Here is a 23,196-nt window from a genome sequence, read left to right as displayed (position 1 = left end):
GGTCACCGGGAAACACCGGTGGTACTTCCGCTAGGAAACATGACAATAATTGTCAACTATGGTGCGAACTATGGAGAGCGCTTGTCGCATTTCTGCCACAGTTTGCAAGAGCTTGTTGCAATCTGGTCAGCGCGAATAGCGGATCGGTTGCACCAAGTTCATCCGCGATTTGGCGATTTCAGGCGGCGGGGCCGGAACGGGAGAGGCGCGCCGCACCAGTTCGACGGCGGCGTTGTCGAAGGCGGGATCGCCGGATGAGCGCGCCAGCGATACCGCGATGACGTCGCCAGCGGGATTGATGGTGAAGCTGACGGTGGCGGTGCCGACACCGCGCGCAGCCCGCGGATAACGCTTGTAGCGGTTAAGATGTGCGCTCACCCGCGAGTGCCAGCGCGCGGGCGACACACTGGAACCGCCGGCGGCCTTGGTCACGCGGGGAGCAGCGGCCTTGGGCGCGTCATCGGCGGATTTGGTCGAAGCGATCTGCGGAGCGGATTTCCTCTTCTCGACCTTCTTCTTTTCCACCTTTTTCTCGACCGGCTTTTCGACGGGCTTGGGCTTTTCCGGGATCGGGCGACGCTGCGGCACGGCCAGGGCCACCTCCGGCAGGGGCACCTCTTCGAGTTCCTCGACCACCTCTTCGATCTCTTCGAGAGGTTCGACCTCGGCGATTTCCTCCGTCTCGACCGGCTCTTCCTCGACGACTTCCTCTTCGAGGATCGGTTCTTCGACCGGATCGATCTCTTCCACCTGCTCGACCAGTTCGGCCGGGGCGCTGTCGACCATTTCGGCCATGTCGTTCAGCACCGCCTCGGGCGCGACGGCCATCGGGGCCAGTTCCATCATGATGGCCGGAGCGGCGTCGAGGGACGGGGCTTCCACGGGCTGCAGGCGTTGCAGATACCACGCGCCGGTCAGATGCGCGGCAAGCACGAAGGCGGCCGCGCCCGACCAGAGCGCCATTTCGCCCTTGCTGAGGTTGAGCGACAGGCTGTCTGCGTGGAAGGAAGCCGCCTTGCTCATTTTACGGAGCTCCGGTTTCGCCGTCGGTGGTGGCTGTCGGTACCATTTCGAGCCCGACAAGCGCGATCTTGAGATAGCCTGCCTTGCGCAGCAGGTTCATGACGTTCATCAGCTCGCCATAATCCACAGACTGGTCGGCGCGCAGGAAGACGCGCTGTTCCTTGTCGCCGCCGGTGAAGGTGTCGAGCGCGCCGGGCAGGCCGTCGCGGGCCACCTCGTCATTGCCAAGGAGAACGGACAGGTCTTCCTTCACGGTGAGGTAGAGCGGCTTATCGGGCCGCGGCGCAGGGGTGGCGGCCGCTGCCGGCAGATCGACATTCACATCCACGGTGGCGAGGGGCGCGGCGACCATGAAGATGATGAGCAGAACCAGCATGACGTCGATGAAGGGGGTGACGTTGATCTCGTGGGTTTCCTGGAGATCGTCGTCATCGCCCGTATTTTCCCTTATGCCTCCGGCCATGGCGCCTGCTCCTATTCCGCAGCCAGACGTTCACGCACGGCGGCAGGCGCCTTGCGGAAGTCGAGATCGCGGCTGACGAGCCGCTCCACGCCGGCGGCGGCGTCGGCCAGGGCCTGACGGTAGCCGGTGATCGAACGGGAAAAGACGTTGTAGATCACCACTGCGGGGATAGCGGCGACGAGGCCAAGCGCGGTGGCCAGCAGCGCCTCGGCGATGCCGGGGGCCACCACGGCCAGGTTGGTGGTCTGCGATTCCGAGATGCCGATGAACGAGTTCATGATGCCCCAGACCGTGCCGAACAGACCGACGAAAGGCGAAGTGGAGCCGATGGTGGCCAGCACGCCCGTACCGCGGCTGAGGCGGCGGCCGGTGTGGATCTGGATGCGGGACATGCGCGACCAGACACGCTCCTTCAGGCCGGACGGATCGGCATGATCAAGCGCGCCGGCCGACATCTTCGATTCCTCGACAGCCGCATGGACCAGCCGGGCAGCCGCATCGCGGCGCTTGCCGAGCTTCTGGGACGCCTCGCCGAGCGTGGTCGAACCGAGAATGGCGCGCAGCGCGGAGCGCAGCCGCGCCCTGGAGCCGGCAAGCTCGAGCGACTTCGCCAGCCAGACCGTCCAGGTGACCAGCGAAGCGAAAGCCAGGCCGATCATGACCGCCTTGACCACCCAGTCGGCGGCCATGAACATGCCCCAGGGTGAAAGATCGTGTGGCAGGGTGATGTCGCGCTCGCCTTCTTCCTCTCCCTCATCCAGGGGCAGGGCGTCCTGCGCGGGCGCTGGCTGAGAACCGTCATCGGCGGCAGGTGTGGAGGGCTGTACGCCGCCTTGCGCCGCGTCGGGCGTATCGGACGAAGCTGACGGAGCGGCTGCGTCGGGATCGGAAGACCCGGGTGCGGTCGGTGCTGCTTCAGCCGGGACGGTTTCCGCAGGCGCTGAAGGCGCGGGCGCAGCATCGGCCGGAACGGAGACCGCCGGAGCTTCGGGGGCCGTTTGCTCCTGGGCGATGGCCGTCGGCGCAGCGGCCATGAAGAGCCCGATGCTTACCGCAATGGCGGCGAGGCGTTTTGTTGTCGATCCCTTCGCACAGGGTTCATGCCTCATCAGATCGACCATTCTGCAACCTATCTCAATTGTTCCGCGTCGTTCGATCGCCATTTTTCGGGCTCCGCCATTTCGGGCGAGCCGTCGGGAGCGTCACAGCTCCGCCCTTTTGATCGAGTTGGATGGGCGGTTAGCATTGTTGACTAATGCATTCAAGATTAGACGGTGATTTTCACCACAAACTGTGTCAAATCCCTGTGTGGCCAAGCCGTCTCTGACGCCTTTCGGGGTCGGTCAGCCATTTTCCGGCGCGCTGGCCAGGGCAAGTGCAGCTTCGAGCGAGGCCGGCAGGGTGGCGGCATGGCCGAGCCCTTCGAATATATGAAGGTCGACGGCGAGTTGCGGTCGCCTCCTCAGCCGGTCGGCCATCTCCAGCGTGTGCGGGGCGGGGCCTTCCCAGTGCGGTCCGGCCGGATTGGAGCGCCGTTCCGCATCGCCCAGCATGAGCAGGACCCGGGCCGCATGTTCCGTCGGCGGTGTTGCGGATTCCAGACCAAGCATCCACTGGTCGTTCCACCAGATCGAGGGGCTGACGGAGATGTGACGGCTGAAAGCGCCCGGTCTGGTGAGCAGCGCGTGGAGCGCGCACATGCCGGCCAGCGAATGGCCCCACAGGGTGCGGCGGGATGGATCGACGGGAAGGGCGGTTTCGATCTTTCTACGCAGTTCGCCGGTTAGCAGATGCAGAAAAGCGTCGGCTCCGCCCGTCTTTCGTCCGCCGGGCGAAAGCGGCGTCTCGGCCGGAGTGTAGTCGAAGCTGCGGGCGATCACGTCGAAGCGCAGGTCCGTTTCATAGCCGACGCCGGCGAGCGCCAGTCCGGGGGCGGCCTCCAGATGTGCGGGCGTCAGCGCGTCGAATGCGGCGTTGCCATCCAGCATATAGAGAAGGGGATAGCCGTGCTCAGGAGGTTGCGCGCATGGAATGGCGAGGAAAATCTGAAATGTCCTGCGCCCGGCGGTAACCAGCCGACGCTCCAGCCGATGAGTGGAAACACGGGCGTCGAAAACGGCGAGCGCCGCAGGCTGCGGCTGCTTTGGCGGGGCAGGAGTGACGGCTGCTGGCTGCATCGGCAAGCTGTGACAGCTTGGGTAAAACACCGTCAAGACCGGCAGCGAACAAACCTGATAATTTTTCTCATGTAGCCGATGGAAACCGCGATTTCAGGTCATCGCCCGGTTCGCAGGCTTCTTCATCGCGTGTTCGCTGCGAAACGCGCCGGCAGCATGCGCGCCAGAAGCCCGTCCTTACGGACGAACTGGTGCCAGATCACCGCGGCGACATGCAGCATGACAACGGCGAGGATAAGCTTTGCGGCTACGTTATGCGCATCGCGCGGCCAGCGACCAAGCGTCTTGCCGAAGGCGGAAATGGCCAGCAAACCAAGCGCCGGCTGGGCCAGTATGGCGAGGTAGAGCAGGCCGTGCCCGGCGTGCGCGGCGATCCGTTGCAGGCGCGACATGCCTTCGGGCAAGGGCGGCGCGCGATGGGTGAGACGCCAGCCTATGCGGGCCAGGGCCAGCGCAAGTATGGCCGATCCAAGGGTGATGTGCGTGCGGAACAGGTAGAAGCGCGGTTCCGAGCCGCGCTCGAAGAAGCCCCATACCCATCCTGTCGCGAATTGGGCCAGCACCAGCAGGGCGACCAGCCAGTGCAGCCAGATGGCGACGGCATCATATCTGCGCTGCTGGTTCATCCCGCATACTCCGCGATTCCCTCGTTTCAGCCCTTGTCGTCGACATGGCGGCCCCTTGTCTACATTGCCGCTTTGTAAGTTGACATTTTGTTTCATATTTATATTGGTGCCCGCAAATCGACGTCGGGTCCATGGCAAGGGCGGCCTTGACGGCGACAATGGAATGCAGGTGCGGGTCTTGTCGTCAGATAAAGAAATTTCAGGCCGGGCCACAGAATGTGGACTTGCAGAGAGTTTTCTCCTGCGCGGCCATGGCCGGGTTCTGATCGGACAGGGGCTGCGCACGGAAGTCGGGCGCGGACCGATCGGGAGTCTCGCTGCGCGCGTGGGCGCGTTCTTCAAGGCAAACGAAGGGGGTCCGCGTGTCGTCATGGGCGCGCTGCCTTTCGACCGCTCCCAGCCGGACTATCTCTTCCAGCCGGAAATTTTCTCCACGGCAGACGGCAAGGACGGCAGAGGAACATCCTCCGCTTCGGCGGATGCCGCTCGCTGCACCATAACGCCGGCGCCCGCACCTTCGGTCTTTGCCGATGCGGTCGCCGCCTGCCTGGCGATGATCGCGGCTTCGGCCGATGACGCCGAGCCGCTGACCAAGGTGGTTTTGTCGCGCAGCCTTGAGCTTGTCTCGACGCATGAATTCGACGCGGCCGGTCTGCTGGCGGCGCTCGCCCGCGACCCCAGCATCGCCGTGTTTTCGACGCTGCTGCCTGCCGAGGCGGATGCGCCGCGCCCGCTGCTGGTGGGGGCGACGCCGGAACTGCTGGTGTCGAAGAAGGGCGACGAGGTGGTTTCTCATCCGCTGGCAGGCTCCGCGAGGCGCTATGGCGACCCCGGCGCCGACCGCCGCTCAGCCGCCGGGCTGGAGCGCTCGGAGAAGGACCGGCGCGAGCATCAGGCCGTGGTCGACGCCGTGTTCGACGCGCTCTCGCCCTATTGCAGGGAATTGAACGCGCCCGAGCGCACGACGCTGCGATCCACCGCCTCCATGTGGCATCTGGGAACGCGCATCGTCGGCAAGCTCAGGGATGCCGATACGCCTGTGGCCGAACTCGCATGCGCGCTTCACCCGACGCCGGCCGTCTGCGGCCTGCCGCGCAATCGCGCCGCCGAGGTGATCGGCCGGCTGGAGGGCTATGATCGCGGTTTCTATGCCGGCGCTGTCGGCTGGGCCGACGAGAAGGGCGACGGTGAATGGTACGTCTCGATCCGCTCGGCACGCCTCGCCGGCAAGCGGGCGACGCTCTATGCGGGCGCGGGCATCGTCGCGGGTTCCGACCCGGCGGGCGAAACTGACGAAACCTCGGCCAAGTTCGTGGCGCTGCTTTCGGCGCTCGGTATCGACGAGCATGGCCATCCGTTGCGGGAGCGGGCGGCATGATGCGGGTCAGCCAGACATGGCCGCAGGAATTCGCCCGGCGCTACCGCGACAAGGGCTATTGGCGTGGCGAAATCTTCCCGAAGATGCTGCGCGAGCGCGCGGCGGCTTTCCCTGATCGCATCGCTGTAGTGGGTGGTGGCGAGCGCTGGAGCTATGGCGAATTGCATGTCCGCGCCGAAACGGCGGCGGCGGGCTTCCTGAAGCTGGGGCTGAAGCCCGGCGAGCGCGTCATCGTGCAGATCGGCAACCGGCCGGAGTTCCTTTCGGTGGTGTTCGGCCTGTTTTATGCCGGGCTGATCCCGGTCTATGCGCTGCCGGCGCATCGCCGCACCGAGATCGTGCATTTCGCCAACAGGGCCGAGGCCGCCGGCTATGTGGTGGCCGACCGGGGCGACGGCTTCGACTATCGCGCACTGGCACGCGAGGCGAAGGTGGAAGCGCCGACGCTGCGCCATGTCGTGGTGCTGGGCGAGGCGGAAGAATTTTCCCGCTTCGAGGATTTCGAGCCCGATCCGGCGCTGCTGCCTGGCGATCCTTCGCCTTCCGACGTCGCTTTCCTGCAAATCTCGGGCGGCAGCACCGGTCTGTCGAAGCTCATCCCGCGCACCCATGACGACTATATCTATTCGTTCCGGGCGAGCGCGGAAATCTGCGGGCTGGACGAGAGCAGCGTCTACATGGCGGCGCTGCCGGTGGCGCATAATTTCCCGATGAGTTCGCCCGGCGTGATGGGCGCGCTCTACGCCGGCAGCCGCATCGTCATGTGCCCTTCGCCCGATGCGCAGACGGCCTTTGCGCTGATCGAGCAGGAGAAGGTGACGATCACCGGGCTGGTGCCGCCGCTGGCGCTTTTGTGGATGCAGGCGGCGGCCAATGCGAAGCACGACCTTTCCAGTCTGAAGGTGTTGCAGGTGGGCGGGGCGAAGTTCATGCCCGAAGCCGCGCGCCGGGTGCGCGCCACGCTGGGCTGCCAGCTCCAGCAGGTGTTCGGCATGGCCGAAGGGCTGGTGAACTATACGCGCCTCGACGATCCGGACGAGATCGTCGTGGAGACGCAGGGGCGGCCCATCAGCGCCGACGATGAGGTGCTGATCGTCGACGACGCGGGCCAGCCGGTGGCCGAGGGCGAGGCCGGTAATCTCCTGACGCGCGGGCCCTATACGATCCGCGCCTATCACAACGAGCCGGGCGCGAATGCGCGTTCCTTCACCGAGGATGGTTTCTACCGCACCGGCGATGTGGTGAAGCGCACGCCCGAAGGCTATCTGGTGGTGCAGGGACGGGCGACCGATCACATCAACCGCGCCGGCGAAAAAGTATCGGCGGAGGAAATCGAGGATCATCTTCTGGCGCATCCCAACGTGTTCGACGCGGCGGTGGTGTCGATCCCCGACGAGTTCCTCGGCGAGCGGAGCTGCGCTTTCATCATCGCGCAGGGCGAGAAGCCGAAGGGGGCCGCGATCAAGGCGTGGATGCGCACCCGCAACGTGGCCGAGTTCAAGGTGCCGGACCAGATCCGTTTCGTGGACGGGTTCGAGACCACGGCGGTGGGCAAGATCAGCCGCAAGGAACTGCGCGCGCGGCTGCGGCAGGCGTTCCTCGACGGTCAAGCGGAAAAAGGATGAGCGCCCATGGGCCTGCCGACGATCCAGCCTTATGAACTGCCCTCCGTGGCCGAACTGCCCCAATCGCGTGGGCCGTGGAAGGTCGAGACCGGGCGCGCGGCGCTGTTGATCCACGACATGCAGAACTATTTCGTGCGCCCCTTCGTGGCGGACGCCGCGCCGCTTGGCCCCGCCACCGCCAATATCGCGCTTCTGGCCGCACATTGCAGGAAAAAGGGCGTTCCCGTGTTCTATACGGCGCAGAACGGCGATCAGGACCGGCGCGACCGCGGCTTGCAGGCCGACCTGTGGGGGCCGGGCATGGGTTCGTCCGAAGCGGATCAGGGGATCATCGCGCCGCTGGCGCCGCACGGCCAAGATTTCGTGCTGGTCAAGCACCGCTACAGCGCCTTCCAGCGCTCCAATCTGGAGACGCTGATGCGGGTGCGCGGGCGCGACCAGCTCATCGTCACCGGCATCTATGCCCATATCGGCTGCATGATGACGGCGGCGGAAGCCTTCCAGCGCGACATCGAGGCGTTCTTCGCCGCCGACGCGCTGGCCGATTTTTCACGCGAAAAGCACGATCTGGCGCTGGACTGGGTTGCGGGACGCTGCGGCGTCGTAACCAGCGCGGACCAGCTTATCGCCGCTCTTGTCTGAAGGATGCTGACATGGCCATCACACTGGAGCGCATGCGCGCCGACATCGCCGGAATGATCCACGAGGAGCCGGAGGAAATCGGGCTTGAGGACAATCTCATCGACCTCGGCATCGATTCCATGCGCCTGCTCAACCTCATCCTGAAATGGCAGGAGGACGGGCTCGACCTCGAATTCGCCGAACTGGCCGACCGCTTCACGCTGGCCGGCTGGTGGGAGGCGATTCAAGCGAAACAGGCGGGCGGCGGAGCCTAGATATGGACGCCAGGCCGCCTGCCGCCATTTCCGGGACAGGCGCGCCGCTGACCGAGGCGCAGACGGGCCTCTGGTACACGCAGCGCATCGACCCGGCCAATCCGATCCTCAACACGGGGCAATATCTCGATATTGCCGGGCGGCTCGATGTCGAAGCCTTCCGCAAGGCGGTGGACGAGACCGTCGAGGAGGCGGAGGCGCTGTCGCTGCGCTTCGAGGATGCTCTGCAAGGTCCGGTGCAGGTGGTCGATCCATCGCGGCGGCCATTCCTCGAAATCGTCGACGTTTCCGGCGCGGCCGATCCGCAAGGCGAGGCGCTGGCCGGGATCGAAGCCGACACCAATACGCCGCTGGATCTCGCTCGCGACCGGATCGCTTCGTTCCGGCTTTACCGGCTGTCGGGCGAGCGGCACTTCTTCTACGAGCGCATCCACCATCTGGCCATCGACGGCTTCGGCATGGTGCTGGTCACCAACCGGGTGGCGGAACGCTACGCCTGTCTGATGAAGGGCACGGAGCCGGCAGTGAGCTTCCCGCCGTTGCAGGTGGCGCTGGATGACGACCGCGCCTATGCGCAATCGGAAAAGCGCGAGGCCGATCGCGCCTTCTGGCACGAGGCGATGGCGAGGCTGGAGCCGGTGACCGGCATGGCGCCGGGGCGCGCCATCTCCGGCCCGGGCTTCCACCGCGAAAGCCTTTATCTGCCCGCCAGCTTCATGGAACGGCTGCAAGCCTTTTCGAGCGGGGCGAAGGTGACGTGGCCGGATGCGCTGACGGCGCTGGTCGCGGCCTATTGCCGGCGCTTTGCCGGCACGGAAGAGATGGTCGTCGGCGTGCCCTATATGGGCCGGCTCGGTAATGTCGCGGCGCGCGTGCCCTGCATGCTGATGAACGTGCTGCCGCTGCGCATCGCGCCCGACGAGGCGCAGGCGATGGGCGATTATCTCGTTGGCGTGTCGAAGCAGTTGATGCGCGCGCGAAGGCACGGGCGCTACCGTTCCGAGCAATTGCGCCGCGATCTGGGACTGGTCGGCGGTTCGCGACGACTTTACGGGCCGCTGATCAACATGCAGCCCTTCGACCTGCCGCCGGCCATGCCAGGGCTGGACGTGACGCTGAACATCCTGGGCGCAGGCGCGGTGGACGACATCACCTTCACCTTCCGGGGCGATGCGCTGAGCGCGCTGCTGATGGAGGTCGATTCCAATCCCGCTCTCTATTCGCCGGAGGCCACAAGAGCGCATTCGCGGCGGCTGGCGGCATTCCTCGAAAAGGCCATGGAGGCAGCGACGCTGGCCGATGTGCCGACCGCTTGCGAGGCCGATGTGCAGCGCTATCTGGTGGAGGCGAACCGCACCGAACACGAAGTGCCGGACACGACGCTGGCGGCGCTGATCGAGGCGAAGATGCGCAAGACGCCGGATGCGCCGGCGCTGGTGTTCGGCGATATGGTGCTGAGCTACGCCGAGCTTGACCGGCGCACCGCTGCCCTTGCCGGCGAACTGGTGAAGCGTGGCGCGGGACGCGATAGAATCGTGGCGGTGGCGCTGCCGCGCTCGCTGGAACTGGTGATCGCCCTGATTGCCAGTTTGCGGGCCGGGGCGGCCTATCTGCCGCTCGATCTCGACAATCCGCCGCAGCGTCTTGCCCGCATCGTGGCTTCCGCCGAGCCGGTCTGCGTGCTGGCCGAGCCGGGCAACGACGCCTTTTCCGGTGCGCAGGTGCTGGCTCCGGCCGACTGGCCGAAGGAACCGGGCGGCGAGGCGCTGCCGCAGGTCGAGCCGGGCGACATGGCCTATGTGATCTACACGTCAGGCTCGACCGGCGAGCCGAAGGGTGTGGTGATCGAGCATCGCGCCATCGTCAACCGGCTGGAATGGATGCGCACGCATTACGGCTTTTCCGCCGCCGACCGCTTCCTGCAAAAGACGCCGGCCACCTTCGACGTTTCGGTGTGGGAGTTCTTCCTGCCGTTCCTGTGCGGTGCGCGGCTGGTGGTCGCGCCGCCCGGAGCGCATCGCGATCCGGCGGCGATTGCGGCGCTGGTGCGCCGGCATGGCGTCACCACGCTGCACTTCGTGCCTTCCATGCTTTCCGCCTTTCTGGCTTCGCCGGCCTCGCAGGGCCTGAACGTCGTGCGCACCTTTTGCAGCGGCGAGGAACTGACCGCCGATCACCGCGACCGCTTCCATCAGCGCATCACGGGCAAGTTGCACAATCTCTACGGGCCGACCGAGGCGGCGGTGGATGTCAGCTACTGGCCGGCGGGACCGGATGACGACAGCGCTCCGGTGCCGATCGGTTTTCCGGTGTGGAACACCCGGCTTTACGTTCTGGACGAGCGGCTGCGGCCGCAGCCGCCGGGCGTCGCCGGCCATCTTTACCTTGCCGGCGTGCAGCTTGCGCGCTGCTATCTGGGGCGGCCGGACCTCACCGAAGAACGCTTCGTGGCCGATCCTTTCCGGCCGGGCGAGCGCATGTACATGACCGGCGATCTGGCGCGGCTGCGCGAGGATGGCGCGGTCGTCTATCTTGGGCGTTCCGATCATCAGGTGAAGATCCGGGGCCTGCGCATCGAGCTTGGCGAGATCGAGGCGGCGATCGCCGGCTCCGGTCTGGTGACGGACGCGGCGGTGATCGTGCGCGAAGACCGGCCGGGGGCCAGGCACATCGTCGCCTATGTCGTGCCGGGCGAGGGCTACGAGGTGGAGCGGCTGCGCCGGCATATGGCGGCAAGGCTGGCGGATTACATGGTTCCTTCTGCGATGGTCGAGATGCAGGTGATGCCGGTCAACGCCAATGGCAAGCTGGACCGCAAGGCGCTGCCCGCGCCGAGTTTCGATGCGCCTGCGGCGCGCGCTCCGGCGACGCCGACCGAGGCGGCGCTGTGCCGGCTCGTGGCCGATGTGCTGGGGCTGGAGGCGCTGCCCGACCCGGATGGCGATTTCTTCAATCTGGGCGGCGACTCGCTGCTGGCCGTGCATCTGCTCTTGCGGGTGCAGGAGCGTTTCGGCTTCGATCCCGGGCTGGGCGTGCTGTTCGAGCATCCGACCATCGCCACGCTGGCGGCTTCAATCGAGGCTGACCGGGCGCATGACAGCGGGCTGGAGCCGATCATCCGGCTGCGCGGCGGAAGCGACGACAAGCCGCCTCTGTTCATCGTCCACCCGGCTGGCGGGCTTTCATGGGGATACAGGACGCTGGCGCGGTCGCTGGGAGCAGGGCGGGCTATCTACGGGCTGCAATCGCCCGCCATCGATCCGGAGCATCCTTTGCCGGACAGTCTCGACGCGCTGGCCGCCGACTATGCAAAGCGGATCGCGGAGATTTACCCGCAAGGGCCTTACCATCTGGCCGGCTGGTCGGTGGGCGGCATCATCGCACACGCCATGGCCGTGCATCTGCAAGCGCGCGGCAAGCAGGTCGGCGTGGTGGCGATGCTCGATTCCTATCCGGCGGAATGCTGGCGGGCGGAGCCGGAACCGGATGAGGCGGCGGCGCTGCGCGCGCTGCTGGCGATCGCCGGCTACGATCCCAACGCGCATCCCGAACTGACGACGCGCGCGGCCATCACCGCCTTCCTGCGGGCCGGCGACAGCCCGCTCGGCAACCTGCCGGGAACGGCGCTGGACGGCGTGGTGCGGGTCGTTCTCGACACCAACCGGCTGGTGCGCAACCACTATCATGGCCGCTATGACGGCACGGTCACGCATGTGCGCGCCGCGCTCGACCACAAGGATCGCCCCGATCTGACGCCGGAGCTGTGGCTGGCGCATGCCGCCGGGCTCGACCGCATCGACGCGCCGTTCCTGCATCCGCAACTGACCGCGCCGGCGGCCTCGGCGCTGATCGCGCCGGAACTGGACCGCCGGCTTGGCCGATACGACTGAAGGAGTTTCTTTCGTGCGCCCCACCGGACTTGAGGGAAAGACCGCGCTTGTGACGGGCGCAGGCGGCGGCATCGGGCTTGAGGTCGTGCGGCTTCTGGTGGAGGAGGGGGCGTCCGTTCTGGCGACCGATTTCGACGCCGCGACGCTGGCCGGCCTGCCGGCGGACAGGGTGACGCGCGCCGCGCTGGACGTGCGCGATTCCGCCGCCGTCGAAGCGCTGGTCGAGGCGCATGAGCGTGCGGCGGGGCCGATCGATCTCGGCGTCAGCGTGGCCGGTATTCTCTCCACCGATCTTGTCACGGACACCTCGGACGAGACTTGGCGCAACGTGTTCGCCGTCAACAGCGACGGCGTGTTCCATGTGGCGCGTGCATTGGCGAAGCGCATGAAGGAGCGGCGGCGGGGCGCGCTGGTGACGGTGAGCTCCAATGCGGCCGGCATTCCCCGCCACGCCATGGCCGCCTATGCGGCGTCGAAGGCGGCGGCCACCATGTTCACCCGCTGTCTCGGCCTGGAGCTTGCGCCCTTCGGCATACGCTGCAACATCGTCGCGCCCGGTTCCACGCTGACCCCCATGCAGACCGGCATGTGGGCCGACGAAAACGGCGCGGAAAAAGTGATCGCCGGTTCGCTGGAAAGTTTCAAAAGCGGCATTCCGCTCGGTAAGCTGGCGACGCCGCAGGATATAGCCGAAGCGGTCGTTTTCCTGCTTTCCGACCGGGCCGGACACATCACCATGAGCGATCTTTATGTGGACGGCGGCGCCACCTTGCGCGGCTAGTCAAATATAACTTGAGCACAACAATCATGTTATGTAGAACGAGCCGGTTCTCCCAAATGACCGCTGCTTGCAGCGGCCTCAACCGACAGGAAGGCATTTCCATGCACGGCACTTCATCCTCCATTTTCCGAAACCGGTCCGCTGCGGGATTGCGCTTCATCGTCGCCGCCGGCGCGCTGGCGCTCAGCCTTGGCACGGCGCTGGCGCAGGTCGCCTTCGATGCGCCCGACGCCAGCTATCAGGGCCGCGCGCGCGCCGGGGCCGCCGAGATGGGCCAGCCGGTCTATTCCGGCTCCGAGATCAAGGTTTCAGGCCAGAACTTCAAGCCCGGCCAGGAAGTGACCATCCTGCGCGGCGCGCAGACGCTGGGCGACGGCCCGATCACCGCCGATCAGGAAGGCAAGTTCGAAGCGACCTTCAAGCTGCCGGAAGACGCCGCCACCGGCACGCATCCGCTGGTGCTCACCACTGCCGCGCCCTACCACGCCGAGATCGTGGAACTGAAGGTTTCGCCGCAGGTGCCGCTGTCGGGCGCGGACAAGTTCGAGATCAAGGACAACAAGCTTGTGTCCGGCCTTTACCAGAGCGCCTACAGCGCCAAAAACGACGCCGTGTTCGTGACCTCGGCCGTCGGCCGCCCGCCGGTCAAGGAATCGGCGCTGGTCAAGGTGAACCCGGAAACGCTGGAGATCGTGGCGCAGGTTTCGCCCGCCGAAGCTCCGGCGCGTGAGGACGGCAGGGAAGGCGGCGTCTACGCCGTTTACGGTGTCGCCGTTGACGACGCCAACGACAATGTGTGGGTGTCCAACACCCGTCAGAACACGGTCGCCGTCTACAAGCAGTCCGACCTTTCGCTGGTCAAGCAGTTCGAGCCGGGCGCGGTTCCCCATGCGCGCGATGTGGTGGTGGACGAGAAGGGGGCCAAGGCTTATGCGACGGCCACCGGTACGCCGAACGTGGCGGTGTTCGACGCCGGGAGCCTTGAGCCCGCCGGCACGATCGAGATCAAGAGCGGCAAGCGCGGCGAGAACTTCTCCGTCGGCAGCCTGAAGTTCGACGCCGGGTCCGGCAAGCTGTTCACGGTCAGCCTGTCCACCGACGAGGCCGCGATCATCGACGCCGCCAGCGGCGAGGTGGAGAAGGTGTTCCCGATCGAGGGTTCGCGCGGGGCCATCGGCGTGGCCTATGACGGCGAGACGAAGCGTATCTTCGTGGCCTCGCAGGGCAGCGACAATGTGCTGATCGTCGACGCCGAGAGCGGCAAGACGCTGCACAACGTGCAGGTGGGCGCGGGCGCGCTAAACGTTACATTCGATCCGGTCAGCAAGCATGCCTATGTCAGCAACCGCGGCGCGGGCACGGTGACGGTGGTGGACGTGGATGGCAACATCGTCGCCAATCTCGAAAACGCGCCGTTCGCCAACCATGTCGCGATCGACGGCAAGGGCGACGTGTTTGCAATCAACAAGGCGCAGGGCAAGGACAATCCGGCCAACGACCGCATCACCAGGATCTCTCCCAAGAAGTGATCGCGCGCGCCGGCCGGGCAAACTGCGCCGGCCGGCGCTGGAAAGCAGGGCTGCGCGGTGGTCCCGCTCCGGCTACACTGGCTGCGTGATGATGCGCCGCAAGGGAGCCGCAATGACGGAAGATCGCCTCGAAGCATTCAGGATCAGCGCCGGCGGCATCACCGCCGGCGTCATACCTTTCGGGGCGACCCTGACGGAACTGACCGTGCCGGGCCGCGCCGGCCCGGTGGGCGTCGTGCTTGGCTTCGACAACAGTCGTTCCTACCGGACGCATGGCGCTTTCTTCGGCGCTGTCGTGGGACGCTGCGCCAACCGGATCGCGCGGGGCCGCGCGCGCATTGGCGGCAAGGATCACCAGCTCGACCTCAACGAGAACGGCCGGACCCATCTGCATGGGGGATCGGGCGGCTTCTTTGCGCGCGACTGGGCTGTGGAGCAGGTGGCGGCCGATTCCGTACTTCTTTCACTGGTGTCGCCGGACGGGGATCAGGGCTATCCCGGCGAAGTGCGGGCCAGCTGTCTCTACAGGGTCGAGCCCGGCCGGCTGGTGGTGGAAATGGAGGCGCGGACGGACCGGGAGACGCTGGTGAATCTCGCCGCGCACCCGTATTTCAACCTCGATGGCGGCGGAAATGTGCTGGGCCACCGGCTGCGCATCGCAGCGGATGCGTTTACGCCAGTGGACGCGGACAATATCCCGACCGGCGAAATCCGCACAGTGGCCGGGAGCCGTTTCGACTTTCGCCAGTTGCGACCGATTCACCGCGAGGGCGAGCTTTATGAGGGCTACGATCATAACTTCGCCCTGGCGCAGAAGCCTTCCGCCGCATCTGCTTTCGCCGCGCGTATCGAGGCAGCCCGTTCGGGTGTCGTCATGGAGGTGTGGACGACGGAGCCCGGCCTGCAATTCTATGACGGCGGCGGCCTGCCGGTGTGCGATATGTTGCGCGGCGGGGTTCCGGGCGTGCGTTTCGGCGGCTTGTGTCTGGAGCCGCAGCGCTTCCCGGATGCGGTCCATCATCCCGGCTTTCCGGACGCGGTGTTGAAACCAGATGAACGCTATCGACAGATCACCGAGTACCGCTTTCAGGTCCGCTGACGCCGATTTTCATTCTTTCTCCATGACCATCCACAGGGGTCGCCGTAAAGCTGCGGCGAATGGATGCTATTATGACTTTCATGAACATTCGACTTGATTGAGAGACACATGTTCACTATTGATGAGCCAACCATTGGAGGATGCACGACATGAGCATTAACATTGCCCCGACGGGATTGGCGCGGGATCTTCAGGAGCGTGCCGCATCCGGCAAGCCGATCCGCATCGGCCTGATCGGATCGGGCGAGATGGGCACCGACATCGTCACCCGCGTGGCGCATATGTCGGGCATCGAGATCGGCGCGATTTCCGAACTCAATGTTCCGAACGCCCACAAGGCGGTCGACATCGCCTATCAGGAGCAGGGCCACTCCCGCGAGGCGGGAACGTCGTCGGAGATGACGGCTGCGATGGAAGCGGGCAAGGTCGCGGTGACCGACGACGCCGACCTCATCATCAACAACGATCTGATCGACGTGGTGATCGACGCGACCGGCGTTCCTGCCGTGGGCGCGGAAATCGGTCTGCGCGCGATGGAGCATGGCAAGCATCTGGTGATGATGAATGTCGAGGCCGACGTCACCATCGGCGCTTATCTGAAGGCGGAAGCCGATCGCCTCGGCGTCACCTATTCGCTGGGCGCGGGCGACGAGCCGTCCTCGTGCATGGAGCTGATCGAGTTCGTCTCGGCCATGGGCCATCCGATCGTCGCCGCCGGCAAGGGCAAGAACAATCCGCTCAACATCGACGCGACGCCCCCCGACTACGAGGAGGAGGCGAAGCGCCGCAACATGAACGTACGTATGCTGGTCGAGTTCGTCGATGGCTCCAAGACCATGGTCGAGATGGCGGCCATCGCCAACGCCACCGGTCTGGTGCCTGACAAGCCGGGCATGCACGGCCCCGCCGCCACGCTCGACCAGCTTTCCAGCGTGCTCATTCCCGAGAAGGATGGCGGCGTGCTCTCGAAGGTGGGCGTGGTCGATTACTCCATCGGCAAGGGCGTTGCGCCGGGTGTATTCGTCGTCGCCGACATGTCGCATCCGCGCATTTCGGAGCGCATGGAAGACCTGAAGATGGGCAAGGGCCCGTATTTCACCTTCCATCGCCCTTATCACCTGACCTCGCTGGAAGTGCCGCTGACCTGCGCCCGCGTCGTGCTCTACGGCAAGGCCGACATGGTGCCGCTGGCGAAGCCGGTCGCAGAAGTCTGCGCCGTCGCCAAGAAGGACATGCAGCCGGGCGAGAAGCTCGACGCCATCGGCGAATATTGCTACCGCGCCTGGATCATGACCGCGCCGGAAGCGCGCGCCGCCAAGGCCATCCCCTGCGGCCTGTTGCAGGGCGGCTCGGTGACCGCGCCGATCAAGAAGGGTGAACTCATCACCTATGCAAACGCCGCGACCGCGCCGGGATCGAAGATCGCCGAACTGCGCGCCCGGCAGGACAAGCTCGTTTACGGTTGAGGAGCCTGAATATGGCCACAGCAAAAAAGGCGGCGAAGCAGTCCAACCTGCCGTTTGCCTATACCCGGTACAGCCACGAGCAGCTCAGAGACGTGCTGCGCAAGATGTATCTCATCCGCCGCTTCGAAGAAGGCGCGGAAGACAGCTACACGCGCGGTCTGATCCATGGCACCATGCACCTGTCCATCGGGCAGGAGGCGAGCGCCATGGGCATCTGCATGCCGCTCACCGATGAGGACCAGATCACCTCCACGCATCGCGGCCACGGCCATTCGATCGCCAAGGGCGCGGACGTGAAGAAGATGTTCGCGGAGTTCTTCGGCAAGACCACCGGCTACTGCAAGGGCCGTGGCGGCTCCATGCACATCGCCGACGTGAGCAAGGGCAATCTGGGCGCCAACGGCATCGTGGCCGGCGGCATTCCGATCGCCGTGGGCGCGGCCCTTTCGGCCAAGCGCCTCGGCAACGGCAAGGTTGTCGTCTCCTTTTTCGGAGATGGCGCGAACAATGAGGGCGCGTTCCACGAGTCGCTCAACATGGCTTCCATCTGGAAGCTGCCGGTGATCTTTGTGTGCGAGAACAACGGCTACGGCATGTCTACCTCCACGGCGCGTTCGACCGCCGTGGCCAACATCGCCGACCGCGCCGCCGCCTATTCGATGCCGGGCGTGATCGTCGACGGCAACAATTTCTCGGAAGTGGCCGAAGCCTCCCACGCCGCCGCCGAACGGGCGCGGGCCGGCGACGGGCCGACGCTGATCGAGTCCAAGACCTACCGCTATCGCGGCCATTCCAAGAGCGACCGCAACCGCTATCGCACCAAGGAAGAGATCGAGGACTGGATGACCAACCGCGATCCGATCACGCTGTTCGAGACCGAACTGAAGGAATTCGGCGCGATCGACGATCATGGCATCGAGGCGATCCGCGAGGACGTGGCGCGCGAGATCGCGGAAGGCATCGAGTTCGCCAAGGAAGGTCCGATGCCGGAAATTTCCGACCTCGCCAAATTTGTCTATACTGAGGTGGCGTGATGGGTGAAGCTGTGCGTGAACTGAGCTACTCGCAGGCCATTCAGGAAGCCATGGCCATCGCCATGGAGGCCGACGAGCGCGTCATCCTCATGGGTGAGGACATCGGCGTCTATGGCGGCGCGTTTCAGGTGACCGGCGATCTGATCGAGCGCTTCGGCCCGGACCGGGTCATGGATACGCCGATTTCGGAACTTGGCGGCGCGGGCGTGGCCGTCGGCGCGGCCGTGACCGGCCTGCGTCCGATCTTCGAATTCCAGTTCTCCGATTTCGCGACGCTCGGCATGGAGCAGATCGTCAACCAGGCCGCCAAGATGCGCTTCATGCTGGGCGGAGAGGTCTCCGTGCCTGTCGTCATGCGCTTTCCGGCCGGTTCGGGCACGGGCGCCGCAGCCCAGCACAGCCAGAGCCTTGAGGCATGGCTGGCGCATGTGCCGGGCCTCAAGGTGATCCAGCCGGCGACCCCGCACGACGTGAAGGGCATGCTGCTGGCGGCGATCGCCGATCCCGACCCGGTGATGATCTTCGAGCACAAGCTGCTTTACAAGATGAAGGGCCCGGTGCCGGAAGGCCACTATACGGTGCCGATCGGCAAGGCCGAGGTGCGCCGCGAGGGCAGGGACCTCACCATCGTCGCCACCTCGATCATGGTGCACAAGGCGCTGGAAGCGGCCGAGACGCTGGCCGGCGAGGGCATCGACATCGAGGTGATCGATCTCAGGACCATCCGCCCCATCGACCGCGAGACGGTGATCGAGAGCGTCAAGAAGACCTCGCGCCTGATGTGCGTCTATGAGGCTGTGAAGACGCTCGGCATCGGCGCCGAGATCAGCGCCATGATCGCGGAGAGCGAGGCGTTCGACTATCTCGACGCGCCGATCGTGCGCCTCGGCGGCGCCGAGACGCCCATCCCCTACAACCCGGAGCTGGAAAAGGCCGCCGTACCGCAGGTGCCCGGCATCATCGCAGCAGCTCGCGATCTGGTGAAGGGAGCGCGCTGAGACATGGCCGTAGAAGTCATCCTCCCCAAGGTCGACATGGATATGGCGACCGGACAGATCTCGCGCTGGTTCTTCAAGGAAGGCGACGCCGTCAAGCAGGGTGACGTCCTGTTCGAGATCGAGACCGACAAGGCGTCGATGGAAATCGACGCTCCGGCCAGCGGCATCCTGCGCAACGTCACCGGCAAGGAAGGCGTGGACATTCCCGTCGGCCATGCGGTGGCGTGGATCTATGCCGAGGGCGAGGATGCCAGCGCGGCTGCGCCTGCCGCGGCCCCGGCTGCCGAAGTGAAATCCGAAGAAACCGAAACGTCCGCTTCTGAATCGTCCTCCCAGGACAGGTCCGCGCAGACTGCGCCCGCAGTGCAGGATACGCCTGTACAAGCGGGTGCGGTCCGCGCCACGCCGCTGGCGCGGCGTCTGGCCCGCGAGGCCGGGCTCGACCTTTCGGCGGTTTCGGGGTCTGGCCCGCAGGGTCGGGTGGTGAAGGCCGATGTCGAGGCGGCGATCGCCGGCGGCGGGGCCAAGCCTGCTGCTGCGCCGGCAACTGCTGCGGCCGGAGCAGCTCCCGCCGCCGCGCCGGCGGTCAAGCCGATGTCGGACGATGCGGTGCTGAACCTGTTCGAAGAAGGCTCCTACGAGCTGATCCCGCACGACACGATGCGCCGGACCATCGCCAGGCGTCTGGTCGAGGCCAAGTCGACGGTGCCGCACTTCTACCTCACCGTCGATTGCGAGCTGGACGCTTTGCTGGCGCTGCGCAAGCAGCTCAACGACGCCGCCCCGGTCAAGAAGACCGACAACCCGGCCAGTGGGGGCGCGGAGCCGGCCTACAAGCTTTCCGTCAACGACCTGATCATCAAGGCGCTGGCGCTGGCGCTGAAAGAGGTGCCGGACGCCAATGTGTCGTGGACCGAGGGCGCGATGGTGAAGCACCGGCACGCCGATGTGGGGGTGGCGGTGTCGATCCCCGGCGGGCTGATCACGCCGATCGTGCGAAAGGCGGAGGAAAAGAGCCTGTCTTCGATCTCCAGCGAGATGAAGGATCTGGCGGCGCGGGCGCGGACGCGCAAGCTGAAGCCGGAAGAGTATCAGGGCGGCACCACGGCGGTGTCGAACCTTGGCATGTTCGGCATCAAGGACTTCGCCGCCGTCATCAACCCGCCGCATGCGACGATCCTGGCCATTGGCGCGGGCGAGCAGCGGGCGGTGGTGAAGGACGGCGAGATCAGGGTCGCCACCGTGATGTCGGTGACCTTGTCGACCGACCACCGCGCCGTGGACGGGGCGCTGGGGGCCGAACTGGTCGGCGCCTTCAAGCGCCTCATCGAAAACCCGATGGGACTGGTGGTGTAACGCCGGTGCTGGCGTTCGCCTGCGAAGTTCCTATATTCGTTCTGAAAATCCCCTGTCCCTGAGGGCAGGGGATTCAAAGGTAACAAGGAACCTCGCCATGCCTCCGTTTGGGCCTTCCGACGTCCGCAACATCGTTTCGAAGGTGATGAGCGCGTCGCCGGCCGACATCAGGCTGGTGGCGCAGCGTCTGCATGACCATGCCTTTGAGGAAAGACTTTCGGGCGAGGACACCGCTCTTCTGGTGCAGGAACTGGGCTATGAGAGCCTCGAAGCCTTCTGCACCGATTTGCAGCTTCCCGCCCACATCGCCGAACGCTGGGCGCGGTTCGGCATTTCCGTCGAGATGCGGCAGGTGCTGACGCTGCTCGTCACCCACCGTCGCCGCATGAACGAAGCGGTGCGCGAGTTCGAGGACGTGACCAATGCCGGCCTCGACGACTTTCTGCGCGAGCGCGGGCTGATCTAGCTTCCCGAATTTCGTCAGCCGCCGGCACTCAGCGCTTCGGCCGTCTCGCTGTCGGTGATCAGCACATTGGTCTCAAAAGCGTTGAGGGCGGCGCGGGTGGCGGCGATCTTGTGGCGGCCGCCCGCGGCCAGAACCACATTGGGGATCATGCCGACCACGTCGAGGCCGATGGCCATCACCCGATCGTTGACCTCGTGATCGACCAGCCGGCCTTGTGCATCAATGAAATAGGACAGCACGTTGGCCTCCGCGCCCTTCGCCCGCAGTGAGGGGAGGAGCGAGGGCGGCACCAGCCCATGCCGGAAGATCGTGGCCTCGCGCGAAATCTCGCCGACCGTCAGCAGGGCGATGTCGGCGTTGGCGGCGCGCGTCCTGACGTCCATCAGTTCGGGCTGCGCCCACAGGAGATCGCGCAGCGCCGGGTCGTGCAGCATGACCGGGGCGGTGATCTGGTAGCTGTCGACGCCGAATAGATCGGCCACCTTGGCGGCCACGATGGACGGGTTGATCCATTGCGAATGGGGCAGGGCCCCGACGAGGCCGATGACGGACGCATTGTGCAATTGCCGGCGGCCGAGATAGGCGAGGCTGGCATGGAGCGTCGCGCCGCCGCCGATGGCGAGCGTCATGCCGTCCTGCATGTGTTCGCCAAGATAGAGCGCCACGGCGTGGCCGATGGCCTTCTCCAGATGGCCGGCGTCTTCGGGGGTCGGCACGACCACTGCCGAATCGAGTCGAAAGCGCTTTTCCAGCGCACGCTCCAATGCCACCTGCCTTGCAGTCTGGGCGTTGATGGTGGTGACGACGACGCCCTCGGCCGTGCAGGCGGCCAGTGTTCGCATGACCTTGACGCGGCTGACGTTCAGCTTTTCCGCGATCTGCTCCTGCGTCAGCCCTTCGACATAGTAGAGCCATGCCGTCTTGACGTTGATGTCGGACGAGACCAGCGGCACGTTCCGGCCGGCCTCCCTGCGTTTGCTTTTCGCCAATTTCGGCATGCTCCTCTCCCGATTCGGCGCCGGAGCGCCGTGCGTCGGACGCACAAAACACGCTCTAGCACTCTGATGGAGCATCGGAACAGCCCGCTAACCCGGCTTACAGTGCGGCCCGATGCGCCCGGACTGTGGATAACACCCTGTCTCCACCACCCTACATTGCGCCTGTTCAAATGTGTTTGACAACAAACAAATGAACATATCATATGGGGACTAGGATTTTGTCATCCATCGGTCATACAGGATGTGCAGGGAGGAGCGGGTTTGGCCGGCAAACGAGCCGGAGAACCGCGCGAAGAAGATCAGGAGGTCTCCATGAGAACGCGTTTCGTTACATTGCTTGCGAGCAAGGTCGCACTTGCCGCCATGCTTATCTCGGGCGCAGCCAGCGCCGACACGCTGACGCTTTATACGTCGCAGCCGGAGGCCGATGCGGCCAAGACGGTCGAAGCCTTCAAGAAGGCCCATCCCGACACCGATGTGAACATCTACCGTTCCGGCACCAGCGACATTCTGGCCAAGCTGGCGGCCGAGTTCGCCGCCGGCAGCCCGCAGCCCGACGTGCTGCTCATCGCCGACGCGGTGAGCATGGAACTGCTCAAGGCTGAAGATCGGCTGCTGGCGTATCCGGAAGCCAGCATCGACGGCATCGAGGCCGATGCGGTCGATGCCGACAAGACCTATTTCGGCTCCAAGCTGATCACCACCGGCATCGCCTACAACACCGCCGCCGCCGAAAAGCCCGAACATTGGGCCGACCTCGCCAAGCCGGAGTACAAGGACGGTCTGGTGATGCCGAGCCCGCTCTATTCGGGGGCCGCCGCCTACCTGCTTTCCGGCTTCGTGGCCGAGTCCGACTATGGCTGGGATTTCTTCCAGAAGCTGAAGGACAACAACACCATCTCCGTGCGCGGCAACGGCGCCGTGCTGAAGTCGGTGGCCAGCGGCGAGAAGCCGTACGGCGTCCTCGTCGACTTCATGGCCATGAACGCCAAGGCCAAGGGCTCGCCGATCGAGTTCGTGTTCCCGTCCGAGGGCGTGCCGGCTGTGACCGAGCCCGTCGCCATCATGAAGACGGCCAAGAACGTGGACGCGGCCAAGGCCTTCGTCGACTTCATCCTGTCGGATGATGGCCAGAAGCTGGCGCTCGACATGGGCTACCTGCCGGCCAAGGCGTCGGTGGGCCGTCCCGAATGGATGCCCGAAGGCGTCGAGGTGAAGGTGATGTCGTTCGACTTGCCCGCCATCATCAAGAACACCGAAGCCGACAAGGCGAAATTCTCCGAACTGTTCGGCGGCTGATCTGGCGGAGGGGCCGGCGGACAGGACCGCCGGTCCCTCCCCACCACATTCACGGCCGGCGGGCCAGCCAGATACGCTGGAAAATGCGACGA

General features: G+C 65.5%; 20 protein-coding genes. 14 read left to right on the top strand and 6 right to left on the bottom strand.

All coding sequences use genetic code 11. The features are described 5' to 3' along the window. Positions 1-126 precede the first annotated feature (126 nt). The 5 genes from ABID44_RS06055 to ABID44_RS06035 form a co-directional block, all read right to left on the bottom strand. Positions 127-1,023 (bottom strand): energy transducer TonB family protein, encoded by an 897-nt coding sequence (locus ABID44_RS06055; RefSeq protein ID WP_354150794.1) that lies wholly within the window; start codon positions 1,021-1,023, stop codon positions 127-129. Position 1,024: 1 nt separating this feature from the next. Continuing rightward, entirely contained in the window at positions 1,025-1,486 is a 462-nt protein-coding gene (exbD, locus tag ABID44_RS06050; protein WP_354150793.1) for a TonB system transport protein ExbD, read from the bottom strand. An 11-nt stretch (positions 1,487-1,497) separates the two neighbouring features. After that, a complete protein-coding gene (gene exbB, locus ABID44_RS06045) occupies positions 1,498-2,607 on the bottom strand; it encodes a tonB-system energizer ExbB (RefSeq protein ID WP_354150792.1) in 1,110 nt (369 codons plus the stop codon). Between the two features lie 222 nt (positions 2,608-2,829). After that, positions 2,830-3,663, bottom strand: a complete 834-nt coding sequence (locus tag ABID44_RS06040) for an alpha/beta hydrolase (RefSeq protein WP_354150791.1) — start codon at positions 3,661-3,663, stop codon at positions 2,830-2,832. Positions 3,664-3,785: 122 nt separating this feature from the next. After that, positions 3,786-4,289, bottom strand: coding sequence for a cytochrome b (locus tag ABID44_RS06035; RefSeq protein ID WP_354150790.1), 504 nt, complete (start codon positions 4,287-4,289; stop codon positions 3,786-3,788). 178 nt (positions 4,290-4,467) lie between these two features. Here ABID44_RS06035 and ABID44_RS06030 point away from each other — a divergent pair, with 178 nt between their 5' ends. The 13 genes from ABID44_RS06030 (at position 4,468) to ABID44_RS05970 (ending at position 20,807) form a co-directional block, all read left to right on the top strand. Then, positions 4,468-5,667 carry an isochorismate synthase gene (locus ABID44_RS06030; RefSeq protein ID WP_354150789.1) on the top strand — a complete coding sequence of 400 codons (1,200 nt, stop codon included), beginning with the start codon at positions 4,468-4,470 and terminating at the stop codon, positions 5,665-5,667. Next, positions 5,664-7,292, top strand: a complete 1,629-nt coding sequence (locus ABID44_RS06025) for a (2,3-dihydroxybenzoyl)adenylate synthase (RefSeq protein ID WP_354150788.1) — start codon at positions 5,664-5,666, stop codon at positions 7,290-7,292. Before ABID44_RS06030 ends, ABID44_RS06025 begins: the two co-directional genes overlap by 4 nt. Positions 7,293-7,298: 6 nt before the next feature. Further along, the gene (locus ABID44_RS06020; RefSeq protein WP_354150787.1) at positions 7,299-7,934 is read left to right on the top strand and encodes an isochorismatase family protein; all 636 of its coding nucleotides are present in this window, start codon (positions 7,299-7,301) and stop codon (positions 7,932-7,934) included. Positions 7,935-7,945: 11 nt separating this feature from the next. Continuing rightward, on the top strand, positions 7,946-8,188 hold the full coding sequence (locus ABID44_RS06015) for a phosphopantetheine-binding protein (protein WP_354150786.1): 243 nt from the start codon (positions 7,946-7,948) through the stop codon (positions 8,186-8,188). A 2-nt stretch (positions 8,189-8,190) separates the two neighbouring features. Then, positions 8,191-12,078: a non-ribosomal peptide synthetase gene (locus ABID44_RS06010; RefSeq protein WP_354150785.1), complete on the top strand. Its 3,888-nt coding sequence runs from the start codon at positions 8,191-8,193 to the stop codon at positions 12,076-12,078. Positions 12,079-12,091: 13 nt separating this feature from the next. Further along, positions 12,092-12,859: a 2,3-dihydro-2,3-dihydroxybenzoate dehydrogenase gene (locus ABID44_RS06005; RefSeq protein ID WP_354150784.1), complete on the top strand. Its 768-nt coding sequence runs from the start codon at positions 12,092-12,094 to the stop codon at positions 12,857-12,859. 56 nt (positions 12,860-12,915) lie between these two features. Next, complete coding sequence (locus tag ABID44_RS06000; protein WP_354150783.1) at positions 12,916-14,388, top strand: YncE family protein; 1,473 nt, start codon at positions 12,916-12,918, stop codon at positions 14,386-14,388. A 112-nt stretch (positions 14,389-14,500) separates the two neighbouring features. Further along, positions 14,501-15,487 carry an aldose epimerase family protein gene (locus ABID44_RS05995; protein WP_354150782.1) on the top strand — a complete coding sequence of 329 codons (987 nt, stop codon included), beginning with the start codon at positions 14,501-14,503 and terminating at the stop codon, positions 15,485-15,487. Positions 15,488-15,636: 149 nt separating this feature from the next. Next, a complete protein-coding gene (locus ABID44_RS05990) occupies positions 15,637-16,953 on the top strand; it encodes an NAD(P)H-dependent oxidoreductase (protein ID WP_354150781.1) in 1,317 nt (438 codons plus the stop codon). Positions 16,954-16,964: 11 nt separating this feature from the next. Further along, positions 16,965-17,987, top strand: coding sequence for a thiamine pyrophosphate-dependent dehydrogenase E1 component subunit alpha (locus tag ABID44_RS05985; RefSeq protein ID WP_354150780.1), 1,023 nt, complete (start codon positions 16,965-16,967; stop codon positions 17,985-17,987). After that, positions 17,987-18,985 (top strand): alpha-ketoacid dehydrogenase subunit beta, encoded by a 999-nt coding sequence (locus tag ABID44_RS05980; protein WP_354150779.1) that lies wholly within the window; start codon positions 17,987-17,989, stop codon positions 18,983-18,985. Before ABID44_RS05985 ends, ABID44_RS05980 begins: the two co-directional genes overlap by 1 nt. 3 nt (positions 18,986-18,988) lie before the next feature. Continuing rightward, positions 18,989-20,341 carry a pyruvate dehydrogenase complex dihydrolipoamide acetyltransferase gene (locus ABID44_RS05975; RefSeq protein ID WP_354150778.1) on the top strand — a complete coding sequence of 451 codons (1,353 nt, stop codon included), beginning with the start codon at positions 18,989-18,991 and terminating at the stop codon, positions 20,339-20,341. 97 nt (positions 20,342-20,438) lie between these two features. Continuing rightward, complete coding sequence (locus ABID44_RS05970) at positions 20,439-20,807, top strand: hypothetical protein (protein WP_354150777.1); 369 nt, start codon at positions 20,439-20,441, stop codon at positions 20,805-20,807. 14 nt (positions 20,808-20,821) lie between these two features. On the opposite strand, the gene ABID44_RS05965 is transcribed toward ABID44_RS05970, so the two are convergent. Beyond that, positions 20,822-21,805, bottom strand: a complete 984-nt coding sequence (locus tag ABID44_RS05965; protein ID WP_354150776.1) for a sugar-binding transcriptional regulator — start codon at positions 21,803-21,805, stop codon at positions 20,822-20,824. A gap of 312 nt (positions 21,806-22,117) precedes the next feature. Here ABID44_RS05965 and ABID44_RS05960 point away from each other — a divergent pair, with 312 nt between their 5' ends. Further along, entirely contained in the window at positions 22,118-23,104 is a 987-nt protein-coding gene (locus ABID44_RS05960; protein ID WP_354150775.1) for an ABC transporter substrate-binding protein, read from the top strand. The last annotated feature ends 92 nt before the right edge of the window (positions 23,105-23,196 follow it).

This window comes from Aquamicrobium ahrensii (assembly GCF_040545755.1).
GTDB classification, from domain to species: Bacteria; Pseudomonadota; Alphaproteobacteria; order Rhizobiales; family Rhizobiaceae; genus Mesorhizobium; species Mesorhizobium ahrensii.
Note: the sequence above shows the minus strand (reverse complement) of the source record. Positions and strands in the feature narration are given on the sequence as shown.

Excerpts from the sequence above, each read along its gene's own strand:
- ABID44_RS05970 (WP_354150777.1), top strand. The coding sequence starts at position 20,439 with ATGCCTCCGTTTGGGCCTTCCGACGTCCGCAACATCGTTTCGAAGGTG.
- ABID44_RS05980 (WP_354150779.1), top strand. The coding sequence starts at position 17,987 with ATGGGTGAAGCTGTGCGTGAACTGAGCTACTCGCAGGCCATTCAGGAA.
- ABID44_RS06010 (WP_354150785.1), top strand. The coding sequence starts at position 8,191 with ATGGACGCCAGGCCGCCTGCCGCCATTTCCGGGACAGGCGCGCCGCTG.
- ABID44_RS05990 (WP_354150781.1), top strand. The coding sequence starts at position 15,637 with ATGAGCATTAACATTGCCCCGACGGGATTGGCGCGGGATCTTCAGGAG.
- ABID44_RS06040 (WP_354150791.1), bottom strand. The coding sequence starts at position 3,663 with ATGCAGCCAGCAGCCGTCACTCCTGCCCCGCCAAAGCAGCCGCAGCCT.
- ABID44_RS05985 (WP_354150780.1), top strand. The coding sequence starts at position 16,965 with ATGGCCACAGCAAAAAAGGCGGCGAAGCAGTCCAACCTGCCGTTTGCC.
- ABID44_RS06055 (WP_354150794.1), bottom strand. The coding sequence starts at position 1,023 with ATGAGCAAGGCGGCTTCCTTCCACGCAGACAGCCTGTCGCTCAACCTC.
- ABID44_RS05960 (WP_354150775.1), top strand. The coding sequence starts at position 22,118 with ATGAGAACGCGTTTCGTTACATTGCTTGCGAGCAAGGTCGCACTTGCC.
- ABID44_RS05965 (WP_354150776.1), bottom strand. The coding sequence starts at position 21,805 with ATGCCGAAATTGGCGAAAAGCAAACGCAGGGAGGCCGGCCGGAACGTG.
- ABID44_RS06000 (WP_354150783.1), top strand. The coding sequence starts at position 12,916 with ATGACCGCTGCTTGCAGCGGCCTCAACCGACAGGAAGGCATTTCCATG.
- ABID44_RS06015 (WP_354150786.1), top strand. The coding sequence starts at position 7,946 with ATGGCCATCACACTGGAGCGCATGCGCGCCGACATCGCCGGAATGATC.
- exbB (WP_354150792.1), bottom strand. The coding sequence starts at position 2,607 with ATGGTCGATCTGATGAGGCATGAACCCTGTGCGAAGGGATCGACAACA.
- ABID44_RS06025 (WP_354150788.1), top strand. The coding sequence starts at position 5,664 with ATGATGCGGGTCAGCCAGACATGGCCGCAGGAATTCGCCCGGCGCTAC.
- ABID44_RS05975 (WP_354150778.1), top strand. The coding sequence starts at position 18,989 with ATGGCCGTAGAAGTCATCCTCCCCAAGGTCGACATGGATATGGCGACC.
- ABID44_RS06020 (WP_354150787.1), top strand. The coding sequence starts at position 7,299 with ATGGGCCTGCCGACGATCCAGCCTTATGAACTGCCCTCCGTGGCCGAA.
- ABID44_RS06035 (WP_354150790.1), bottom strand. The coding sequence starts at position 4,289 with ATGAACCAGCAGCGCAGATATGATGCCGTCGCCATCTGGCTGCACTGG.
- exbD (WP_354150793.1), bottom strand. The coding sequence starts at position 1,486 with ATGGCCGGAGGCATAAGGGAAAATACGGGCGATGACGACGATCTCCAG.
- ABID44_RS05995 (WP_354150782.1), top strand. The coding sequence starts at position 14,501 with ATGACGGAAGATCGCCTCGAAGCATTCAGGATCAGCGCCGGCGGCATC.